Origin of the sequence: Arthrobacter sp. M2012083, from assembly GCF_000281065.1 — a bacterium.
GTDB lineage: Bacteria > Actinomycetota > Actinomycetes > Actinomycetales > Micrococcaceae > Arthrobacter.
On sequence record NZ_AKKK01000046.1, the window covers coordinates 1 to 20,059 of the forward strand.

The following is a 20,059-nucleotide window of genomic DNA, read 5'->3' on the forward strand; positions in this document are numbered from 1 at the left end:
AGTTGGGGGGGGGTTTTCCCCGCCACAAGCTCCCAGCCAGCTTCCTGACAGGCGGGGTTGGAAGCCGGGTGGTCCGGGGTTCAGGCGATATCGACGTCCATATGGTTTCCCATCCCTTGGGAGGCCGTGGCGTGGAACGCACCCGAAAGCGCGACCTTGGGCGTCTGCGGGTAGCGGTGGGATTTGCCATGGCCCTTGTGGTGCCTGTGCTCCTGCAACTGCTGCTGGCAGCAGCACCTGCACACAACATCGCTACGGCAGTCCTCATCCAGCTCACCGGTTCTGTAGCCGTCGCCTTGATCGGTGGACTCTGGCCCGCACTCCTGGGCGCCCTGTGGAGCAGCCTTCTGGTGAACTACTTCTCCATTCCGCCGCTGGGGACCCTGACTATCAACGACCCCCAAAACCTGCTGGCACTCCTTGTGTTCGCGGGAGTCTCCTCCGCTGTGGCGGTGGTGGTGGACCTCTCCGCGCGGCGCTCGAAAGAAGCCGCGCGGGCCCGGTCTGAAGCAGCCACGCTCGGGGACCTCACCCGCGGAGCGTCCACAGCCGAAGACCCCGTCCAAGGTCTCTTGGAACAGGCCTTGGACGTCTTCCAAGTCCACACCGCTGCTCTATACGTTTCCACCGTGGCGAAGAGCAATTCGTCCCCGGGCGGCGAAGCGTGGCAGCTGGTGGCGTCCGCAGGCAAGCCGCAGACCGACCCGGACGATAGCGAAAACATTGAGCAAGTTGACCGCAACACCCGGCTTGTCCTCACCGGAAGGGTCCTGCCAGCCAGCGACCGCCGACTCCTGGGCGCCTTCGGGGCACACCTTTCTGCGCTGCTTGAACGCCGCCAACTGGCAGCCACGCGCCGTGAAGTGATCCGCCTGGTCGAGAGCAACACCATGCGGACATCCATCCTCCGGGCTGTGTCCCATGACCTGCGCACTCCGCTGGCCGGCATCAAACTCGCAGTGGGAGGACTTCGTCAACCAGATGTTAGGTACACCCAACAGGAGGAAGAGGAACTACTGGCAACCATCGACGAATGCTCGGATCGCCTGGACGGGTTGGTAGGCAACCTGCTGGACATGTCCCGCATCACCTCGGATTCCGTGAACGCCCTCATCAAACCCCTCCGCTGGTACGACGTCATTCCCGCAGCCCTGCACGGCATCACACCTGGCCGGGTCAGGGTCGACCTCCCGCCGAACATGCCCGCAGTGGACGCCGACGCCGGCATGCTGGAGCGAGTCATTGCCAACATCGTGGAAAATGCGGTGAAGTACGCGCCGGACTCGGACGTGGTCATTGTGGGGGCCGCTGGCGGCCTCAGCACTTCGACGTTGGCTGGCAGACCGGCCGGCGAGCTCCGCATCATCGACCACGGGCAGGGTGTACCAGCAGCCAATGTGCTCAAAATGTTCCAACCCTTCCAAAGGCTCGACGACGTGCCTGCAGCCACGGGCGTAGGTTTGGGTTTAGCTGTGGCACAGGGCTTTACCGAAGCCATGGGCGGGACGCTCACCGCTGAAGAAACACCCGGCGGGGGGCTGACCATGCTGGTCAGGTTGCCCCTTTCCACGGGCCACTCCTTTGACCCACAACAACGCCTCACGCCTCCTGAGCTTCACGCACTGCCCGCCCCGAAAGGCAATAAGTGAACACCATCCTTGTTGTGGACGATGACCCGCACATCGTCCGGGCGCTCGCCATCACTTTGAAAGGGCAGGGGTACACGGTGGTCACAGCAACCGACGGGCAATCGGCACTACACGCAGCCGCCCAACGGCCCATCGCAGTGATGATCCTGGACCTGGGCCTACCCGACATGGATGGCACCGCCGTCATTTCTGCCTTGCGGGAGTGGAGCTCCCTTCCCATCCTGGTCCTGTCCGCCAGGCATGGGTCCAGCGACAAAGTGGAGGCTTTGGACGCCGGGGCGGACGACTACATCACCAAACCCTTCGGGCTGGATGAACTGCTGGCGAGGCTCCGCGCTTTGATGCGTCGCAGCATAGAGCCCGGCGAAGACATCACCACAGTGGAAACCAGCTCCTTCACCGTGGACCTGAAGAAGAGACAAATCATCAAATCAGGGCTGGATGTTCGGCTGACTCCGACGGAGTGGAACATCCTGGACATCCTGCTGAGGAATCCGGACAAGCTCATCACCCAGCAGCAACTCCTCACGGAAGTCTGGGGACCCGCCTACGCCAAGGAAGCAAATTACCTTCGCGTCTACATGGCCCAGCTCAGGCGCAAGCTTGAGGAGGAACCGGGCAACCCCCGGCATCTGATCACCGAGCCGGGCATGGGCTACAGGTTTGTTCCGTAGGGTCCGCGATCCCCGGCGTTATGCTCCGGCTTTTTCGGCCGCCGCCTTCAGGTCTGCCGCGAACTGGGTGAAGCTGGCATCAAAGGACGGAATCTTCGATGCAAAGAGGGGAAAGATGGGACCGCCGATTTTCTCGGTCATCTCAAACCGGGACCGCCCATCATTGGTCTCCGTAATGGTGTAGACGCGGGTCCCGAGGGCGTCACCCCAGGAGAGCTTGGTTGGTGCCTGGAACTCCTTGACCTTGAGGGTGAAAGTACGGCTCGGATCAAGTTTGGAGACCAGCTTTATTTTCGAGCCTGGAGCGATTTCACCGTCTACTGACACGATGGTGGAATTCCACGCCGGGTAGTCCTTGGCGTTGGTCAGAAGGAGCCAGACAGCGGACGGGGGTGCGTCGATTGTGGTGGCGATCCGCGTTTCCCGGCTGAATGTCTTACTGGTTGTGGTGGCAGTTCCGTCAGATGTTTCGGGCATGGCTTACGACTCCTCTACGCGGGAATGCAGTGATGGTGCTGATGCTACAGGGGCGCTGCCAAATTGAAAGCCATGAATTGAGGGTCGGCTTCGCACAAACGGGTCACAACTTTCTGAGTACAGCCTTGGATGAATACAGGCCTGAGTGTATTATCCAATTGCATGGAAGCCCTTACGCATGCACCCGTGCTGGCCCGGTTCGGTTATGCAATTTCAGATCCGACCCGTGCGCAGGTCCTCTTGGCACTAGCGGAGTCTCCGTCGTATCCATCCGACTTGGCGGACGCAATTGGAGTGTCCCGGCAAAGCATGTCCAACCACCTCACCTGTTTGCGCGGATGTGGGTTGGTAGTTGCTGTTCCGGATGGCCGACGGACCCGCTATGAACTTGCCGATGCCCGGCTGGGTCACGCCATCAAGGACCTGGTGGACGTGGTCCTCGCCGTCGACCCGGCTTGCTGCGCACCCGACGGGACATGCCTGACATGAGCACCGCGCTGACGCTTACGGCCCCGGAACGCCGTCTGATACTCATGCGGCGCATACGGCTGTTCGCAGCCGCGACCATCAGCTACAACCTCATCGAGGCAGTAGTCGCATTGTGGGCCGGCGGTGTTGCCGACTCCTCCGCGCTCATCGGCTTTGGACTGGACTCGATCATCGAAGTCACTTCCGCTCTGGCGCTCTCCTGGCAGTTCGCGAGCAAAGATCCGGAACGGCGCGAGCACCTCACTCTGCGGATTATTGCCTTCTCCTTCTTCGCCCTCGCCGCGTTCGTGTCCTTCGATGCCATCCGTTCGCTCACAGGAGCAGGGGAAGCGCAGCATTCCACGCCCGGCATCGTGATTGCTGCCCTGAGCCTGGCAATCATGCCTGTCCTGTCATGGGCACAGCGCCGGGCGGGACGAGAGCTCGGTTCCAAGACCGCCGTCGCCGACTCTAAACAGACTCTGCTCTGCACCTATCTCTCGGCCGTCCTGCTGATTGGCTTGGTTTTGAACAGCACGTTGGGCTGGTGGTGGGCCGACGCCGGCGCGGCACTGGTCATCGCAGGCATCGCTGTCCGGGAAGGTATCAACGCTTGGCGCGGCGATACTTGCTGTTCACCCATCAGCACGCCCTCGCCGTCTACAAGCCTGGCGGTAACTTCAATCACCAAGGGTGCAGGCGCCCCACCAGCAGATGCCTGCTGCGCGGAATGCCGGCCAAAGGCCTCCGCGATTACTCCACGGTGACCATTACCGACGGCCAGCCCGAGGCCCCGTCCGGCACCGGATCGGCGCGCTTGTCCGTCTGCGTTTCGCCGGTTCCATCGGTGGCCCGGGCCTTGACGTAGTGAATGCCGGGCGTAGCGTCCCATTCGTAGGACCACTGGCGCCAGGTAATCGTGGAGGCTTCAGTAGAGAGCGTCGCTTCCACCCACTCGCCATCGTCGATCTGGACTTCCACCTTGGTGATTCCGCGCGTCTGCGCCCAGGCGGTGCCGCCCACGGCGACCTTCCCTGCCGGCATTTTCGCGAAGGACGCCGGTACGTCCACACGTGCCATGGTCTTGATAGGGCCGCGCTCTGACCAGCCGCGCTCGGTCCAGTAAGCCTTGCTGTCCGCGAAGCGGGTAACCTCCAGCTCCACCACCCACTTAGTGGCGGAGACAAAGCCGTACAGCCCCGGGACCACCATCCGCACGGGATATCCGTGCTCCACAGGAAGAGGTTCATCGTTCATGCCAATGGCCAGCATGGCATCGCGGTCATCCTGCAGGACCTCCAGCGGTGTGGAAGCACTGAAGCCGTCGATGGATCTTGAGAGCACCATGTCCGCGCCCTCCTTGGGCTTGGCCCTGGCCAGGACGTCGCGGATGGGAAGGCCCAGCCACTTGGCGTTTCCCACCAGATTTCCACTCACCGGGTTCGATACGCAGGTGAGGGTGACGTGAGACTCGATCAGATCGGCGTCGAGCAGGTCCTGGAAGGTGAGGGTGACCTCCTCCTCAACCATTCCGTGCACTCGCAGTTCCCAATCATCGATGTTGATTTCCGGGACGCTCAGGGCCGTATCAATGCGGTAGAACTCACTGTTGGGCGTCAGCCAGGACGTAACTCCGGCAACCGGGGACTGGACGCCGGCCGGTACAGCGGCCGCAGCCCTGGCCGGCGCCGGTAGACGGAGGGCCTCGCGGGCCTGGGCTATATTGTTGCGCGCTGCACCCAGCAGCCGCCCACCGGTCGCCGCGATTCCGGCGGCCACCGCTGTGATCCCGGCAGCGGCAAAGAAACGACGGCGGCTGGTGCCGATGCCTCCAACCTGATCCTCGACGTCGGCTGCTATGTCAGCGGGCGCTTCCGGCCACGCCTTCAACCCCCACAGCGGCACCAGGAGGCGGCGCAGGACGACAAGGCCGGCGATTGTTCCCAGCACCGAAGGGATGGCGTCGGCGGGTCCAACGCCGGCCCGAGTCAGGACAGAGGCCACAATCACGACGCCCATGAACAGCACGCCCAGGACACCCAGGGCCCACTTCCGGTAAGCCACCACGCCCAGCACACAAGCGAGCACTGCGATGGTCACACCCATGCCCACGAACAGCGCAACCTTGTCGTTGGTACCGAACGTGGCAATCGCAAAGTCCTTCATCCACGACGGCGTGAAGTCGATGAACGTGGATCCCAGCGCAAATACCGGGGTCGCCCTGGCAGTGAAGAATGCGCCGATCAGCTCTGCAACGGCGAGAACGACGGCGGCCGACACCACGCCTGCCAGTGCGGCCATCATGGTGGGGCCTTTAGCCCGGGTTCCGAGGTTTGTCATGTAAATGGTTCGGAGCGACGGGGAGCAGGGATTGGTGAAACATCCTTCAGCTATTCACGTGGCGCCGCCGTGACCAGGCGCGACAGCTCGGTGCCCGGTGCCGCGAGCCGGTCCACGGTGTCGAAGATGAACTGCTGCATGGCGGCGGCGGCCGCTGAAGGTCCGACGTCGTTGCGGCGCGCCAGGTTGACGGTTCGCGTCAGGGAGGGACGCACTAAACGGGCACTCCGCAGCCCGGGTCGATCAATGACCACCATGGCCGGCACCACCGCTACACCCAGCCCGCGTTCCACGAACCGAAGCACGGCGTCCATCTCCCCTCCTTCGACGGCGATCACAGGTTCGAGACCGGCGGCGGAGAACGCAGCATCTGTGGCCACGCGCAGCTCATAACTGCGGTTGAACGCCACCTGCGGCACATGCGCAAGTTCCTCAAGTGTGAATTCTTCCGGTGACCCTGATTTCGCAGCGGATATGACCACCAGCTCCTCGGAAAGCAGCGGGACCAGCTCAGTGCCCGGCACGGACGGGTCGGTTCCACGCGTGACCACCAAGGCCAGATCCAGCGTGCTTTCATTGAGGGCCTCAACCAGAAAACGCGAACCGCCTTCAGTGATGTGCAACTCCACGCCGGGATACGCGTTGCGGAAAGCGGCCAGCACATCGGCAACCAGCGAGACGCACAAGGTAGGTGGGGCGCCGAGGCGGACGCGGCCGCGGCGCAATCCTGCGAGTTCCTGGATCTGATCCTGGGCGGCCTGGGCATCGCCGAGCATGCGCCGCGCGATGGGCAGGAGCAACTCCCCCGCGTTTGTCAGTGTCACCCCTGAAGGCCGACGGTGAAAGAGCTCTGTGCCGAGATCAGCCTCAAGTGCTGCGATCTGCCGGCTCAGTGACGGTTGGGCAAGATACAGTTCCTCGGCCGCGCGTGTGAAATGGCCTACTCGAGCCACCATCTCAAAGGAACGCAACTGGTCTAGCTTCATGGTCATAGCATAAACGCATCGGGATGAGGCAAATAATTCATTGGAGACATTGCGGCATTCCTCCTACCGTTGCTGATATGAACCTCTCTTCAGCTCCAGAACGTCTCTTGTCCACTTCGGTGCTGGTCATCGGCACCGGGGGCGCCGGGTTGCGCGCCTCCATTGAACTAGCCCAAAGAGGCGTCCAAGTTCTCGCAGTGGGTAAGCGCAGAAAGCATGATGCTCACACAAGCCTGGCCGCTGGTGGCATCAACGCTGCCTTGGGCACCATGGACCCGGAAGACAGCTGGGAACAGCACGCCGCAGACACCTTGCGGGAGTCGTACTTCCTGGCCGACCCGACCATCGTGGAAACCGTAGCCCGGAACGCGGCCCGCGGTATCGAGGACCTTGAACAGTGGGGCATGCCGTTCGCGCGCGAGGAGGACGGGCGCATCTCCCAGCGCTTCTTCGGCGCTCACAAGTATCGCCGCACCGCCTACGCCGGGGACTACACCGGGCTGGAGATCCAGCGCACGCTCATGCGCCGCGCGGCAGAGTTGAACGTACCCATCATCGACACCGTGTACATCACCCGGCTACTAGTGTCCGACGGCACCATTTTCGGGGCCTATGGTTTCGACATAGTGGATGGCACCCCCGTCCAAATCCACGCCGATGCGGTCATCCTCGCCGCCGGTGGCCATACGCGCATCTGGCGCCACACGTCCTCACGACGCGATGAAAACACCGGCGACTCTTTCCGCCTGGCTGCCCTGGCCGGTGCCCGGATCCGCGACGCCGAGTTGGTCCAGTTCCACCCCTCCGGCCTGCTGGAGCCCGACGACGCCGCAGGAACCTTGGTGTCCGAAGCGGCACGCGGAGAAGGCGGCATCCTCACCAACGCACTCGGCGAGCGCTTCATGGAACGTTACGATCCCGAGCGCATGGAGCTCTCCACCCGGGACCGCGTGGCCCTGGCCGGATTCACCGAGGTTGCGGAGGGCCGTGGGACTGCGAAGGGCGGAGTTTACCTGGACGTCTCCCACCTGCCTCGAGAGACCATCATAGAAAAGCTGCCCAGGGTTTATCGCACCTTGATTGACCTTCAGATGCTGGACATCACCACTACCAAGATGGAGATCGCACCTACCGCTCACTACTCGATGGGCGGAGTCTGGGTTGCACCGGAGGACCACGGAACGGGAGTGAACGGACTGTATGCCATCGGAGAGGCATCCTCGGGGCTGCACGGAGCCAATCGCCTCGGGGGCAACTCCCTGATTGAGCTGCTGGTCTACGGGCGTATCACCGGAGAGCATGTGGCCGAGTACGTACGTTCGCTCACCGATGTGCATCGGGATCCTTCGGCAGTCGGGCTTGCCCGCAACGAAATGCAGAGCCTGCTTAACGGGAAGGGTACGGAGTCGGCGCGTCGGCTGCAGCGTGAACTGCGGAATCTGATGACCGAACATGCCGGCGTAGTGCGCACCGAGCAGGGGCTGCTGGCGGGACTCGGGAAGCTGGATGATCTGGAGGGACGTGCGCAGTTCGTTACAGCGCACCCGGACATTGCGGGGTTCGACGATCTGGCCCACGCCTACGACCTTCTGGGTTCCCTCCTCGCCGCACGAGCCACCTTGGAGTGTGCACGTGAACGCCGCGAGACCCGCGGAGCACACAACCGGGCCGACTTCCCAACGCTGGATCCAGCGCTGCAGGGAAATTTTGTCTGGTCACCAGGTGAAGGTGTCAGCTTCGAAACGTTGGCCCCGGCCCCAGACTCCTTCCGAGCCCTGGCTGAGGCTCACGCCGAGGACTCTGTCGCAGGAAAGCTTGTGGAGTAGATAGGGCGACTCAGGCCGCCTACGCTGCTCTCCAGCGCTAGTCCCCCGAGCTTGGCGTCGGCCACTTCCAACGGCCATCCGGAGTGATCTCGTATGTCACTTGGCCGAACAGAAGGTCACTTGTGCCGGCGGGGTCGCCGCCGTAAGCCCGGTACTGGGCTTTGGTCCGTCCGCCTCGCCGGCTCATGAAACGCACGAACCACCAAACCAACGCCGCCGCGCATATCAATGGGATAAAAACGAGCGCCCATTGCCGCACGCCCATCCAGTGAAGGCTGAAAAGCGGGATCACATAGCCAAGGGCGCCCAGGATGACCAGTTGAAACCCGATCCAGAAACGAAGTGTCCCGTTGGATGGTCGATTGTGGATGTCGTAGAGGTAGTCGTCCAGTGATTTCACCTTGTTTTTACCGTCAGTTGGCGGCTCAACTGGCGGTACAACTGGCTCCCAATAGTCCGCCCGGCCGGTAGAGCTTGGTTTCGGTGAACCCCGCAACTTACGGAGCTGCGTCGCCCGGTATTCCTGGCGGGACAGCGTGACTGCATAGAAGGTGAATGCTCCGCCTCCGGCGGTCAGAAACAGCGCTCCCCACATTGGGCTTTGCCCCTGCCCCAGCGGAGCCAGGAACAGCACCACAGAAAAGACAGTGAGTACCGCGGCAACGACCGCGAGAATTCCCATCCCCCACCATGTGCTGACCTGGGCCTGCCCACCACCGGGCGTAAAGCCAATTTCGTCTGCAGGGTAGCTGTGCAGGTCACCGGTACTGGTGTTGCGGAGTACGCGCTTTTCCCCGGCGGCCACTGCAGCCTTGTGCTCTGCGTACACGTCATCATTGCGCCGATGGCGGTCGGAATTCATGGTCCGGTCTTTCTTTCAGGTCAGCTGGTCAGAGGTTCACAACGTGCTGGGGTCGGCAGTGATCAGCCCTATTAGGCCCAATATAGGTAACGCAGAAACAATCGGGCCGGCAATCAGGATCCAGGTCGTCCCTGGGTGCCTACGATAACCTCTCCCGCGCAGCTTGCCGGCCCATAGAGCAGCGTAGATGATGCTGGCGATCACGTACGGGATCGTCAGCAAAACTGTCCCCAAACCTAGCCAAATGGTGGCCTGTAGAACGCTGCGCCCGCCTTCGCTGTACATGTCAGCCGATCCGGACATAGCTGCCCCGAAAAGAAGCAGCAGCAGGAGCACCAGAAGACCTGCAAGGATCAGCAGGATCGTCCGAAATGTCCTGGCCCACGCCGGCAGCGGCGGAGGTTGGACCTGTCCGGGGTGACTCGGGAAATAATGCGGGGAGTACGGGTTGTGAGGTTCCACGGTGCTCTTCCTACGGAGGGCTGGTGCAGGGATTAGGCGGGGTGAACGTGCACAATAATGACCTGCACGTCCTTTGAGCCGTCATAGCGGAGGTCGTACGAGACCCGGAGGCCTGTTGAGGTGCCCGGGGCCAAGGAGAAATCGCCCTCATCTTCAGGCCGACTGGACATCGATTCGATCCAGCCCTCTGCTGACTCGCCGGGAATTCCGTAGCGTTCCACGCCGTCGCGGATCAGGGCGGTGAAGTCCTCGAACGAATCGGCCTTGAGGAAGTACGTGATTTCGCCGAAGTCGGACCTGTCATTCATGCCGTTAAGCCGGAGCCGATCCGTCTTAGCGCTGATCAGTCCCGTCGGCGCTTCGATTTTCAGTTCCATCAGGCCATCAGATATGAGTACATCCGGAGCTTGGCTGGTGCCGTTTTCGAGGCCGACACTCTCTTTTGTGAGCTCCCCGGACGTCATGTCGAAAACAGCCATCCTCGACTTCTTGATCTGCTCGATGCCCGCGGGGTTCAACCTTGCGTAGGTCTTCGCGCCAGTTAGTGCGGAAGGCGCCGTTGACGCCGTCGCCGGGCCGTTTGGAACAGCAGCAGCGCAGCCTGTGAGCACCAACGATGCGAGCAAGAAAGTGGCAACCAAGCCCTTCATACCTGTCCCCCTGAAGTATGTGACGGTCAGGTCAGTAAATCACCCGCGGGCGTGACCAGTGAACTTCCTACGGGGGCAGTTGTGCCCATTGCGCCGACCGCGGAGCATCGGTCACCTGCCTTAACGCGGACATGAGTCCGATCTCCGTTGGGTGGTCAACCTGAACGGCGAACGCGCTGTTATCGGGTTGACCACGTTCCACGAATCGATCAACCCGGAACTGACGAGAGAGGCACGGGCCGTCTTCGACTCGATCGTCTTCAAGTCCGCCAAATGACCAGCCGGTGCCACTATCGCGTCACACACTTTTTTTGGGGGAGGTTGTAGTGGGTGCTTTGCGTGGGTTTCAGGCCTTCAATGAACGACGACGGCGCGGTGCGGCGGGGACGGTCGCCGTCGCAATCGTGCTGGCACCGTTGCTGGGAACTTCGGGTCCACCCGCCGAGGCCAGCGGAATCAAGGATGCGGCACACTCAAATCTCGGAACAGCATCGAGCGCCGTCGAGAACGACTTTAATGGGCACCACAAACCTGACATTCTGGCCCGTGACGGCGACCAGCGACCTATGGCTCTACCCCGGAAACGGCTCGGCGGGATGGATGCCACGTGTGTTGGCAGCCGGCGGCTGGAATAACCAGACTAATAGCTTAGGGATCGGCGACTTCCAAGGTGACGGATTCGTTGACGTAGCCGTCTCAAACCGTGGCGGGATGTGGATAGAGCGCGGAAATGGACAGGGCGGTTGGCTGGCCCTAACGTGGGCGGGCTACGGCTGGTTCTTCGGTTCAGAGGCAATCGGTGTCGGCGATTTCAACAGTGATGGCACGTCTGATGTCGTGGGTCGCGACAATTCGGGTGTCCTGTGGCTCTACCCTGGCGACGGAACCGGCGGCTGGTTGCCACAGAGGGTGACAGGCGCCGGTTGGAATGCCATGAACTCCCTTGTTGGACCAGGCGACTTCAATGGGGACGGGAAGAACGACATGGTCCATATAAGGCTCCTCCAAGTTGTCTGCGGTTCAGGGCTTGGGGCCTTCGCAGCGCGGACTTACCACCAAATGCACAAGCCTAAGAGGACGAGATTCAGCCCCACAATGATCCAAAAAGGGACTGTTGGAGAATGACCCTCAAACAACGAAAGGACCCTGCTCGCAAGCAGCATCAGAGCTAGGACACCAAAAAAGACCGCTTGCACCTTCGTGGGCTGCTGCTTCCTTGTCGTCATGGCTTGGGCCTATCGATGGCCGCGATATTCCTTGAGTCGGGCAGCGACCGTGCGAGGCGATCAAGCTTGGTCACCACGACGGTGTCTCTGTTTCGGCATGCGGCCTGAGCTTTGCCAAGGCCGGGCCGTTCCCGCTGGGTGCCTGTGAATCTGTGATCCACGTGGGTAGCGTTGGGATCCACGGCGGCCGGCGCGAGGGCATCGCGATGGGCGGTCAAATCTTGAGTGTTTGTGCAGACACGGGCGTGGCTGAAAAGCATGACGCCGAGTGTAGCGTTTAGGGCGCCCCTGGACCGGGCAGTTTCGCGGGCGGGTCTTACGGGAATCCGAGGACCCTGAACGGCCGGAATTTCACGCCCGCAAGATCGGACTGAACGGCGGCCGATGGAGGACCGGCTTACGGGCATGTCTGATCTTGTGTGAATATTCCTTTTCGCGGCTGGATCTGCCGTTATCGCAGTGCCCGCAGCGTGGGTAACCTTGCTGGCCATTGGGAAGGAGGGTCCCAGTCTGGTGGTACCGGCCGTTACGGCCCTTATAGGGGCTGGCGCAGGTGCCCTCGTGGCTGCCCGATTCTGGGACGACCGGCAGACGCTGTTACAACGTGCGGATGAAGCAATAAACCAAGAAAAGGCATAAGCCGCCTAGCAATCCTTTACCGAGTTGACCGGCGTCTGCCCCGGTAGAGGGTCCTCCAGCGTGCGTCTCCACCGTCAGGGTTGATGGGTTTGTGGATTACTTGGGCCCTGGCATCAAGTGCAGGACGGGCCAAACATCCGGTCACCTTTTTCGAGTGTTTGCTCTCAATCGCGTGGTGGTGAGCACCACGCTTCATAGGAACTTCGGTAATACCTGCGCAAACGTTTCTGCCTTGGTTACTAGCCACTCGACGAGTTCTTGCGATTGGTCCGCAGCTAAGAAGTTTCCGGGACGTGTGATTCCCAGCGAGGATGCTTTGCGACCAGGTTTATCGTCCCACTCCAAGTCGAAGCCTAGCTCGGCTTCGAGCGCCTCGCGGCGGGCTAGTAACTCGTTGAAGAGGTCCTTGTCATCGTGGATCCAAAACGATGCGTGGGCCAGTTTCTTCTGAGAGTTAACGGCAAGTGATATTAGGCCGCGTGGATCGCCGATTCTGACGTCGTACCAGTTCCGAGCACCGGCCTTCCCCCAAGATCTGATGGTCGGTGCATTCGAGCGCCCGTATTCGCGCACTCGCTCGAAGAACTCTAGTTGGGCGTCACTTACGGATATGCGTCTCCCTGCTTTGGGCTGAAGCAGGGTTTTCGTGCGTCGTGAGGTGATCGCATCCTCGTCGACGTCGAGACCTGCCGCATCCGCGAGCTCTTCAGCACCCATGAACTGCGCTGGGTCGGCGTGTCCTCGTGCGTCGAACCGGAGCCCCTCCTTCGCAAGTAACACGCGCGGGTCATCACTGCGGCCAGGTTCCGTCCACCGGAACCCGGGAGATATAGTCCCGCCGTTCTGCAGGACTCGCCAAGCGTTGGGCATCGGGTAGTTCGCGACAATCGCAGCCAGGGGCTGGGCCCAGGTGCCGGCCACGATGGCCGCGTCACCGTAAGAAGTCCAGCGTCCCGCTGGTATCTCAGCGAGTATCCCGGCGATCTGGCTTCGCAGCGCCGACGGCTCATCATCACCAGTCGCAATGTTTTCATCGGGGCCCGGCCACAGTTCAATGATTTTTTCGGCAAGAGCGCAGCTCCTGGCGTTGATTTCCTCAGCACCCCAGGAAGCGTGTTCAGCGATTTCGTGGTTCATGAACAAGCCGCTCTGGGCAAGCATCTCACGCTTCTCGTGGAATGGCCTGTTGCTTAGTTCGCTGTTGTAACCACTCAGAGTGAGGTTGCCGAGCGTGTGAACGAGCCGTTCATGTTCGTAGTCGATGTCAGCGTCGGCACCGAAACCCTCAGCAAATGTCTCCCTTACCGACGCCGAGAGCGTCTGCGGCAAAACGTGCTCGATGGTCAGCCGCTTAGGGTCGATTTCCACGATTTCTTTCGGCCGGTAAGCCTCTTCCAGCCACTGAAGAATGAGCTTTTTCTGCGGGCCGCGGCCTTGCCAATAGAACGCAATGGTCGTGACGGCTTCTCGCACTTGGAGGTCGGTTGCGAAGTACTTGCGGCCCCGGGACAGGTAATCGCGCAGTGCACTGTCGATTGCGTCTGAGTCGCTAATCGCACCCACGGCCTGGAGCAAAGTGCGGTTAAGGTTGGCTGTGGCACGCCCAATAACGACGCGCCGCACGAAGTATGACTCTAGATACATCAGAGCGCGAACGACTTCGTCTTCACCAGCCCTACCGGCGGCACGCCGAGTAAGGATCTGCATCACCACCGGATACGCGGTCGTGGACCCCCACGCCCGGATCCTGGTCAAGCGGCGACGTATCTCTGGGTGTTTCTCTCCTTCAGGGGCGAGAATCGTTGCCAGCACATCACCGAGCTTGGCGATCCGGACCACTTCAGCTTCGACCTCGTCGATGCCTCTGAGAGTCTCAAAACGTTTTTGTTGTCCGACGTATGTGTCTGCTTGTTTCGCACGTTCGTCTCGTTGAACGAGGTCCAACCAGAACAAAAGCTCAAGATTTTCGGAGCCGAGCCTCTTCTCCAACGGAAGCCAAATGTTCTCATAAACCCTCTCCGCACGGTCACTGAGCCGCATGAACAGGTAGTTCTTCAGTAGGTCACTTTGGGTAAGCCGGAGCCCAGTGTTGTTCAGCGACTCAAAAATGCGATGCGCATTGTCGGACGGCTCAGCCGTAACAACCACGAGTGCGAGACCGCGCACCACGGCGGCTTCGAGCATCTCTAGGTCATGTGGATCGTCCGGATCGTCAGCTGCGGCGATCTTGGACCGGAAAAACCGATAAGCCTCTCCCACTGCGTCCTCCCCGCCAGCCTGAGGCGATCGATGCAGCACCGCAGCATATGCGGACCGATCCGCTTGGGTTGGAAGCACCTTGAGCGGCTTGCCGCTGTCGAAGACGTTGATTAGGTACTGCGCGTCTATACCGTTCGCCCGATCGGTATCTCCGGTCTCAATCAAATGGTCGCGGAGCGCCGCCAAGAGAAGAGTCAGCGTGGTTAATCTCTGTTGGCCATCCACGACAAGGAATTTGTTGACCCCGATAGCGCCGAAATCAGGACTGCTTGCCAGCACCAGGGAACCTATGAAGTGCGAAGCCTTCGGGTCCTCGCCAAGAACTCGTCCCAATTCGACGACGTCTGACCATAGCTGGTCGAGTTGCCTCTTCCCCCACGAGTACACGCGCTGGTAGAGCGGAACCTGGTACTGCTTCTTTCCTTCCAAAACCCCCGAGAGAGTCCCGTTTTCCGCTCGAACCACGCATGCCTCCTAGACCTGTACAAGCATGAAATGAGGTTACACAGAGAGGGCTCTGATTCCGTTTCAGGTATGGCCTATGTTCGGGTCGCTGGAATCGCCTTAGATCCTGTGCACGCATGCCCGAAAGCCGGTGGCTCAACGGACGCTTTACGCGTCCGGTAGGGGATCCTCTCCGGGCAGTGTGAGCCAAAATCATGGTTAGAGACGACTGGTGTCATGATTATCGGGCCTAAGGTGCTGCAGCTCGCAGAAGATTTGTTGATGAACGAAGGACCTCAATGACCGACCATCCAACGAGATTCACAACTCAGGAATTGCGCGAGGTGTTCGATCTGCTGATACGGCACATCGAGAAACGCCATGGCTCGACCATAGAGGTGGATGCGGACTATTTCTGGTCCATCCAACCTGATGAGATCTACAACGTCTATGACCAGCCGACCGAACTCACCATCGGCCAGCTCACTGAATCCCTGGACAACATCAGAAGCGTCGCTGCAGATCCCGAACACGCCGTTTCTTACGCTCTCGTGTGGTTAGGGGACATTCTGCGGGCGACCGGTCACAAGTTGGTGAGCTAACGCGGAGGCGTCCGCTTGAGGATCCTTGAACGGGCAGCGACGGCCGGCCGTCCACCGACTTACGAGCTGCGATTGGCGTGGGGTCCGCCATCGCCCGCAGCCTTCTAGGAACTGCCATTCGTCAGCTTCGGTTTCCTGCTACAAATGACTCGATGCAAAGTTCAAATAGTCGGACTCCGCCGCCGATCACCTTTCGTCAGGGAGTCGAGTCAGACTTCTCCCCGTGTGCAGAACTCTGGATGCACGCCCTGGCCGCGCGCGACAGCACACCCCGGGATCCACAAGTGAAGCGCAGAGCGCTAGAGAAACTCACAGGCGGAAGAAACATCCTCTTCATTGCAGAAAGCGCTTCGAGGATCCTTGGGTTTGCGATGGCAACGGACTGCACTCAACCAGGTGCGGCTCGAACGGCGCACCTCACCCTCCTGGCAGTGGACCCAGAAAGCCAGTCTCAAGGCTTAGGAAAATCGTTACTGACGAGAATCACTAACTCGCTTGCGATTGGGCAGTTCGCAGAAGCCACTCTCAGGGTTCTGGCAGAAAATCCTACTGCCCGCAGGATTTACGAGAGCACGGGTTGGCAGCCCACAGAGTACGGAATATTTGATGATTCCGGGCGGCCCTTTATCCGCTACGTACTAAGCCTTAAAGAACCAATCTCATGACGAAGCCGGGAGCAGGGTTCCAGCGACACCGGCTCTGGAACCCGCCGGAATCCTGATGTCATCAAGCGCCCGGTAAAGGATCCTTGACCGGACGCGGACGGGACCAGAACATTGGCTCTGGAAGAACCTGAGATGGCCACTCACCGGTCCGCTGTGACGATATACACTCACGCCATGAGTCCTTGGTTCAAAAAATCAACAGCAACGTCGCCCTTAGCCGAAGCGCCCGTGTATTTCGTGTCGGCGTCCACCCCCATAAAGGCCTCACGCGAGTTGATCTGGGACCTCATCAAACCTGCGGAGAAAGGTCCGCTCCTTTCACCGGAAACTGTGTGTGGTTTTCGTGCTCCTGACGTGGAAGGCCTCGGTGAGATCCAGGTATTTATCTCGGTACGGGCCGGCGTCGAGCACGTGTCTGCAGTGGAGGTGATGGAGGAGATCCCTCGGGAACTGGCAATCACCCGCACCATGGGGGACGAAGACCCAGCAGCACGACTGCGGTACGCCCTGCACACTGCGGACGATGGCACGTCAGTTTTCGAAGTTGGGAAATACTTCACACTGCCACCCGAAGAATCCGAAAATCTAGCCAGGTATGAGAGGAACTACGAACTTTTGTGCCAACACTACGTCGAACGAGTGAGGTCGTTTTTCGAATAGCCCCATCGTCTGCTAGCTGACCCCTCAAGTTAAGTGTGTCGAAAAGGGATCCTTGGGTTCTTGCGGTGATTGCAACACTTAGCGGATGGGTGTTGTCATGGCAGGGTATTCAATTCATGTGAGGCCTGATCTTTTGCAGGTTTTTTGGGCCGGGATGCAGGCTGGTGATTTCATTACTGATGCCGTTGTTCCGATCGATACGAGCCGGCGTACCGGGCGCAGGGTCTTACTTGAAGCCGGTGGTGTCAGGCCTCGGCGGGGCCGTGATCTGAAGGGTCGGTGCCTGACCTTCGCCCAGCGTGAAGAGATCGCGGTATAGCGCGCCCAGGGACAATCTCTACGGCACATCGGCGCCGTGATCGGCAGAGCGGCTTCCACGATTTCGAGGGAGTTGCGGCGCAACTCGGTGGCAGGATTGCCCTACCGGGCAACCTCAGCGCACGCACTGGCCTATGTGCGGGCCTCGCGCCCGAAACCAGCCAAACTCCACACGAACACCGCGCTGCGTGCGAAGGCGGAAGAGGACCTGACAAAGAAGTACTCACCCGAGCAGATCTCAGGAAGACTTCGGGTTGAGTTCCCTGATGAGCCGGAGATGAGGGTGTCACCCGAGACGATCTACCAGTCCCTTTACGTGCAGTCCCGCGGGGCGCTGAACCGTGATCTGGCCGTGTGTTTGCGCACCGGGCGGGCTATGAGGCAGCCCTGCCGCAAGGCCGGCCAGCGCAAGAACCGGATCCCGGGAATGATCAACATCTCCGAGCGTCCTCCCGAGGTTCAGGACCGGGCCGTGCCGGGGCATTGGGAAGGTGATCTAATCATCGGGAAAGGGAATCAGTCCGCGATTGGGACGCTGGTCGAGCGGAGCACTAATTACACGATGCTTGTGTACCTGCCGGACGGATACAAGGCCGAGCAGATGCGAGACGCCCTAGCAGCCAAGATCAAGACGCTCCCCGAGGCGCTGAGGCATTCCCTCACCTGGGACCAGGGCATCGAAATCCAGGACTGGAAAAACGTGAAAATAGACGCCGGCATCGACATCTACTTCTGCGATCCGCACTCGCCCTGGCAGCGGGGCATCAACGAAAACACCAATGGCCTGCTGCGCCGGTACTTCCCCAAAGGCACGGACCTGAGCATCCGCAGCGCCGAAGACCTCGACTGGGTCGCACAGGAACTCAACGACCGGCCACGCAAAAGGCTAGAGTTCAGAAAACCGATCGAATTGATCGAAGGACTCCTGTTGCAATAACCGCCTGAATCCGCCGATCCTTGACCGGGCGCTGTGCAAATCGGTGTCATGGATCGCTCTTGGCGGCCTATCTGAGGAATGGTTCGTCCATGAAGTAATGTGCCAGAAGATGCGTGCATGGACGACCGGTTGACGGGCGCAGCCGTGGCTGTAAGGGCCCAATGCGTAAGTGGCCTGTCCTGCTAGGTAACGGGGCACCTGGTCCAATTAGGCGGATGACTGATAACTGGTCCACCGAATGACAGGAACTTACATGGAAGATGCCATCCGTGAGTCTCGCTTTTTACAAGCAATGACCGAGGTCGCCAACAAGGTGCTAGAGGCCGAACGTGAGCACATCTACGACCTGGTCATGGAGGAGGCCGAGCAGTTCATTCGCGAGTTCCTTGGATCCTCCCACGATGGCGGCGCATATGCCCTCTGGATGGAAATCAGCGACCTCTACGACAGTCCAGCTGGTCCGGCGTCCGAGGAAGCATGCGAGAAGATCGGACGCAAGGCAGCCGCAGAATGGTTGTCCGTCGACAAATCATCTCCTAACGAGATCGACAAGTTCTTCGCTCGATGGCAAACCCCGGAGCCATGGCAGATTTCGTGACAAGCGTCCGGTTGTGGATCCTTCACCGGACGTAAGAAGGCCTCTGGAACGGTTCTACCTATTGCTGTCCGGGGACCGCCGCTTTTCTTTGAGTGCTGCACGCAGGGTAGCGACGATCAGGATGCCCATTGCCGTTGCGGTGAACCATAGGCCCGTTGAACCCTGAACAGCGAGAACTACGGAGACGATCAGGACCGCTACTGCAACGACGAGCAGTCCCCATCGTCCGGCGGTCATCTTTTCCCCAGTTCTGTGGGCTTTTGGATCATGCCATTGTCGAACCAAGCCAGCGGTACATGAGAGCATGCCATGCCGCGAGCCTACCCACTCGGGCATCTACTGCAAGTCACAGCCGCAGGACGCTCCTCGAAGGGCGTCCGATCAACGATCCTTTAAGGGACGTCGGGCGTCCGAAAGACCACCGGCTTGCGGGCGGATCAATGAGATACGGAGCCTAGACCAAATTCCCTTTCATCTCCCCATAGAAGCAGGCAAAAACGGGGGGCAGACAAGGCGAGCTCGTACCCACGGATGGACGATCTGTCAGCCGAAGCCGGCCGGGCACATTAGAATCACTCGCATAGCTCTCAGGCGGATGCCTTCATCAGGAGATAGAAGATGACGCTAGGACAACTGGAGAATGTGATTACTCGTGCCAGCCTCTGAATCAGATTCACCTTGGTGGTGGGCATGGAATGCCAGCGTGGCCCCATATGGGGTGCTGCTGGGGTTGCTGGTCAATAACCGCGTTAGTGCAGACGAGTTCGAAGCTTTATTCCTTCCTCTATATAAGGGCGATCTCACCAAGTGGTCGGAGGAAATCTATAAGATTCTCGATCAGTTGTTCTACGCGGTTGACGACTACAACCACGATCCGGACCTTCGGGACAACGATGTCAATGAGAACGAACTAAGAAACAGGGCCGCCCTGGCACTTAGAGAATTGAGGAAACTTGCGGTGACGCCTGGCCCCACTGTTGCTGGATAAGCGGCACCAGCACTATCTCGGGTCGCAAGATAGGAAGCGATCTGAGCAGTGAGCATTCAATCACCGCCAAAGATTATCTACGTGAGAGCCTTGATGATGCCGCCGAGCCCGTCCGTGTAAGTGCCCGTTAGACGATCCTTTTCCGGACATGAGAGCCGAAACTCGTTCCCGTTTACAGGGTGCCGTCGTTTGGTTCATAGTCGAGGCATGAGACCGGCTAGCATTCTTCCCGAGGACGCCCCCGACCCGCGGGCCGGATGGGCCGAGCGCCTGAAGCTGATGCCCATTCCGGTGATGGGGCTCGCGCCTCAACCATCGTTGGAGGACAC

At 60.2% G+C, this 20,059-nt stretch carries 20 protein-coding genes and 1 pseudogene; 13 read left to right on the top strand and 8 right to left on the bottom strand.

The features are described from left to right. Together A477_RS0117155 and A477_RS0117160 are read left to right on the top strand one after the other, a co-directional pair. The coding region (locus A477_RS0117155) for a sensor histidine kinase (RefSeq protein ID WP_020372839.1) at positions 1-1,649 on the top strand (1,649 nt) is incomplete at its 5' end. Then, entirely contained in the window at positions 1,646-2,323 is a 678-nt protein-coding gene (locus tag A477_RS0117160) for a response regulator (RefSeq protein ID WP_017200165.1), read from the top strand. The genes A477_RS0117155 and A477_RS0117160, both read left to right, overlap by 4 nt. Positions 2,324-2,341: 18 nt before the next feature. Here A477_RS0117160 and A477_RS0117165 read toward each other — a convergent pair whose 3' ends face one another. Further along, on the bottom strand, positions 2,342-2,800 hold the full coding sequence (locus A477_RS0117165; RefSeq protein WP_017200166.1) for an SRPBCC domain-containing protein: 459 nt from the start codon (positions 2,798-2,800) through the stop codon (positions 2,342-2,344). Between the two features lie 162 nt (positions 2,801-2,962). Here A477_RS0117165 and A477_RS0117170 point away from each other — a divergent pair, with 162 nt between their 5' ends. Next, a complete protein-coding gene (locus tag A477_RS0117170) occupies positions 2,963-3,289 on the top strand; it encodes an ArsR/SmtB family transcription factor (protein WP_017200167.1) in 327 nt (108 codons plus the stop codon). After that, positions 3,286-4,035 (top strand): cation efflux transmembrane domain-containing protein, encoded by a 750-nt coding sequence (locus A477_RS22460; RefSeq protein ID WP_017200168.1) that lies wholly within the window; start codon positions 3,286-3,288, stop codon positions 4,033-4,035. Before A477_RS0117170 ends, A477_RS22460 begins: the two co-directional genes overlap by 4 nt. On the opposite strand, the gene A477_RS0117180 is transcribed toward A477_RS22460, so the two are convergent. Together A477_RS0117180 and A477_RS0117185 are read right to left on the bottom strand one after the other, a co-directional pair. Then, positions 4,022-5,608 carry a molybdopterin-dependent oxidoreductase gene (locus A477_RS0117180; RefSeq protein ID WP_026005727.1) on the bottom strand — a complete coding sequence of 529 codons (1,587 nt, stop codon included), beginning with the start codon at positions 5,606-5,608 and terminating at the stop codon, positions 4,022-4,024. The two genes, A477_RS22460 and A477_RS0117180, sit on opposite strands and share 14 nt — an antisense overlap. Positions 5,609-5,658: 50 nt before the next feature. Then, positions 5,659-6,600 (bottom strand): LysR substrate-binding domain-containing protein, encoded by a 942-nt coding sequence (locus A477_RS0117185; protein ID WP_017200170.1) that lies wholly within the window; start codon positions 6,598-6,600, stop codon positions 5,659-5,661. A gap of 71 nt (positions 6,601-6,671) precedes the next feature. Here A477_RS0117185 and A477_RS0117190 point away from each other — a divergent pair, with 71 nt between their 5' ends. After that, positions 6,672-8,420 carry an L-aspartate oxidase gene (locus tag A477_RS0117190; RefSeq protein WP_017200171.1) on the top strand — a complete coding sequence of 583 codons (1,749 nt, stop codon included), beginning with the start codon at positions 6,672-6,674 and terminating at the stop codon, positions 8,418-8,420. Positions 8,421-8,457: 37 nt separating this feature from the next. Here the strand turns inward: A477_RS0117190 and A477_RS23780 are convergent, their stop codons facing one another. Together A477_RS23780 and A477_RS0117205 are read right to left on the bottom strand one after the other, a co-directional pair. Then, a complete protein-coding gene (locus A477_RS23780) occupies positions 8,458-9,282 on the bottom strand; it encodes a LapA family protein (RefSeq protein ID WP_017200172.1) in 825 nt (274 codons plus the stop codon). A 494-nt stretch (positions 9,283-9,776) separates the two neighbouring features. After that, complete coding sequence (locus A477_RS0117205; protein WP_017200174.1) at positions 9,777-10,394, bottom strand: hypothetical protein; 618 nt, start codon at positions 10,392-10,394, stop codon at positions 9,777-9,779. A gap of 151 nt (positions 10,395-10,545) precedes the next feature. Here A477_RS0117205 and A477_RS23885 point away from each other — a divergent pair, with 151 nt between their 5' ends. After that, a complete protein-coding gene (locus A477_RS23885; protein WP_017200175.1) occupies positions 10,546-10,671 on the top strand; it encodes a hypothetical protein in 126 nt (41 codons plus the stop codon). A 239-nt stretch (positions 10,672-10,910) separates the two neighbouring features. Then, the gene (locus A477_RS22795) at positions 10,911-11,519 is read left to right on the top strand and encodes an FG-GAP repeat domain-containing protein (RefSeq protein ID WP_157367116.1); all 609 of its coding nucleotides are present in this window, start codon (positions 10,911-10,913) and stop codon (positions 11,517-11,519) included. A 97-nt stretch (positions 11,520-11,616) separates the two neighbouring features. Here A477_RS22795 and A477_RS24025 read toward each other — a convergent pair whose 3' ends face one another. Further along, complete coding sequence (locus A477_RS24025) at positions 11,617-12,111, bottom strand: recombinase family protein (RefSeq protein ID WP_353579775.1); 495 nt, start codon at positions 12,109-12,111, stop codon at positions 11,617-11,619. A gap of 340 nt (positions 12,112-12,451) precedes the next feature. Further along, positions 12,452-14,983 (bottom strand): DUF4268 domain-containing protein, encoded by a 2,532-nt coding sequence (locus A477_RS0117220; RefSeq protein WP_017200177.1) that lies wholly within the window; start codon positions 14,981-14,983, stop codon positions 12,452-12,454. A gap of 278 nt (positions 14,984-15,261) precedes the next feature. Between A477_RS0117220 and A477_RS0117225 the strand changes: the two genes are divergently transcribed. The 5 genes and pseudogenes from A477_RS0117225 to A477_RS0117245 all read left to right on the top strand — a co-directional run bounded on the left by A477_RS0117225 (position 15,262) and on the right by A477_RS0117245 (position 18,742). Beyond that, positions 15,262-15,564 carry a hypothetical protein gene (locus A477_RS0117225; RefSeq protein WP_044569115.1) on the top strand — a complete coding sequence of 101 codons (303 nt, stop codon included), beginning with the start codon at positions 15,262-15,264 and terminating at the stop codon, positions 15,562-15,564. A gap of 239 nt (positions 15,565-15,803) precedes the next feature. After that, entirely contained in the window at positions 15,804-16,229 is a 426-nt protein-coding gene (locus A477_RS24030; RefSeq protein WP_353579776.1) for a GNAT family N-acetyltransferase, read from the top strand. Positions 16,230-16,403: 174 nt separating this feature from the next. Continuing rightward, complete coding sequence (locus tag A477_RS23360) at positions 16,404-16,889, top strand: hypothetical protein (RefSeq protein ID WP_157367117.1); 486 nt, start codon at positions 16,404-16,406, stop codon at positions 16,887-16,889. 85 nt (positions 16,890-16,974) lie between these two features. Beyond that, a pseudogene (locus A477_RS22475) lies at positions 16,975-18,144 on the top strand (IS30 family transposase). A gap of 253 nt (positions 18,145-18,397) precedes the next feature. Continuing rightward, positions 18,398-18,742, top strand: coding sequence for a hypothetical protein (locus tag A477_RS0117245; RefSeq protein ID WP_017200182.1), 345 nt, complete (start codon positions 18,398-18,400; stop codon positions 18,740-18,742). Positions 18,743-18,796: 54 nt separating this feature from the next. Here A477_RS0117245 and A477_RS0117250 read toward each other — a convergent pair whose 3' ends face one another. After that, the gene (locus tag A477_RS0117250) at positions 18,797-18,979 is read right to left on the bottom strand and encodes a hypothetical protein (RefSeq protein WP_017200183.1); all 183 of its coding nucleotides are present in this window, start codon (positions 18,977-18,979) and stop codon (positions 18,797-18,799) included. A gap of 466 nt (positions 18,980-19,445) precedes the next feature. Here A477_RS0117250 and A477_RS22480 point away from each other — a divergent pair, with 466 nt between their 5' ends. Then, positions 19,446-19,730: a colicin immunity domain-containing protein gene (locus A477_RS22480; RefSeq protein ID WP_017200184.1), complete on the top strand. Its 285-nt coding sequence runs from the start codon at positions 19,446-19,448 to the stop codon at positions 19,728-19,730. Positions 19,731-20,059: the final 329 nt, after the last annotated feature.

Excerpts from the sequence above, each read along its gene's own strand:
- A477_RS0117185 (WP_017200170.1), bottom strand. The coding sequence starts at position 6,600 with ATGACCATGAAGCTAGACCAGTTGCGTTCCTTTGAGATGGTGGCTCGA.
- A477_RS0117170 (WP_017200167.1), top strand. The coding sequence starts at position 2,963 with ATGGAAGCCCTTACGCATGCACCCGTGCTGGCCCGGTTCGGTTATGCA.
- A477_RS0117180 (WP_026005727.1), bottom strand. The coding sequence starts at position 5,608 with ATGACAAACCTCGGAACCCGGGCTAAAGGCCCCACCATGATGGCCGCA.
- A477_RS24030 (WP_353579776.1), top strand. The coding sequence starts at position 15,804 with ATGCACGCCCTGGCCGCGCGCGACAGCACACCCCGGGATCCACAAGTG.
- A477_RS22795 (WP_157367116.1), top strand. The coding sequence starts at position 10,911 with ATGGGCACCACAAACCTGACATTCTGGCCCGTGACGGCGACCAGCGAC.
- A477_RS0117225 (WP_044569115.1), top strand. The coding sequence starts at position 15,262 with ATGACCGACCATCCAACGAGATTCACAACTCAGGAATTGCGCGAGGTG.
- A477_RS23780 (WP_017200172.1), bottom strand. The coding sequence starts at position 9,282 with ATGAATTCCGACCGCCATCGGCGCAATGATGACGTGTACGCAGAGCAC.
- A477_RS0117165 (WP_017200166.1), bottom strand. The coding sequence starts at position 2,800 with ATGCCCGAAACATCTGACGGAACTGCCACCACAACCAGTAAGACATTC.
- A477_RS22460 (WP_017200168.1), top strand. The coding sequence starts at position 3,286 with ATGAGCACCGCGCTGACGCTTACGGCCCCGGAACGCCGTCTGATACTC.
- A477_RS23360 (WP_157367117.1), top strand. The coding sequence starts at position 16,404 with ATGAGTCCTTGGTTCAAAAAATCAACAGCAACGTCGCCCTTAGCCGAA.
- A477_RS0117205 (WP_017200174.1), bottom strand. The coding sequence starts at position 10,394 with ATGAAGGGCTTGGTTGCCACTTTCTTGCTCGCATCGTTGGTGCTCACA.
- A477_RS24025 (WP_353579775.1), bottom strand. The coding sequence starts at position 12,111 with ATGGCCAGCAAGGTTACCCACGCTGCGGGCACTGCGATAACGGCAGAT.
- A477_RS0117190 (WP_017200171.1), top strand. The coding sequence starts at position 6,672 with ATGAACCTCTCTTCAGCTCCAGAACGTCTCTTGTCCACTTCGGTGCTG.
- A477_RS0117245 (WP_017200182.1), top strand. The coding sequence starts at position 18,398 with ATGGAAGATGCCATCCGTGAGTCTCGCTTTTTACAAGCAATGACCGAG.
- A477_RS0117250 (WP_017200183.1), bottom strand. The coding sequence starts at position 18,979 with ATGACCGCCGGACGATGGGGACTGCTCGTCGTTGCAGTAGCGGTCCTG.